At 34.6% G+C, this 353-nt stretch carries 1 protein-coding gene; it reads left to right on the forward strand.

The window, feature by feature from the left end; genetic code table 11:
* Positions 1–227 precede the first annotated feature (227 nt).
* A partial coding sequence (locus Phpb_RS27255) for a cysteine peptidase family C39 domain-containing protein (RefSeq protein ID WP_131817515.1) occupies positions 228–353 on the forward strand: 126 nt, incomplete at its 3' end.

Below are 353 nucleotides of genomic sequence, written 5' to 3' on the forward strand. Positions count from 1 at the left end.
AGCGTTATAAGTTTAGCAAATGTTAATATTATTTTGTGGTTAATGTCACGATTTGTTAATATTTTAAGTGAAATTTATTATTAATTGATGATATAAATGTTTAATTACATGAATTGTGATTTGTTTACTAAACGGATTGCGGATATTTCTGGATAGCTTACTAGGGGTGAGATGAATATCCAGATGTTTGATTTAAAGGATAAAGTTGTCTGATGCAGGATAATGAAATGAGTACTGAGTCACCCCACTCTTCTCCGGAGCTGGATACCGGCTTGATTTGCCTGGCTATGTTGGCCAGGTTTCACAATATAGCGATATCGACTGAACAACTTTCACACGAATTTTCCACTTCC

Origin of the sequence: Photorhabdus namnaonensis, from assembly GCF_001684335.1 — a bacterium.
Lineage (GTDB): Bacteria > Pseudomonadota > Gammaproteobacteria > Enterobacterales > Enterobacteriaceae > Photorhabdus > Photorhabdus namnaonensis.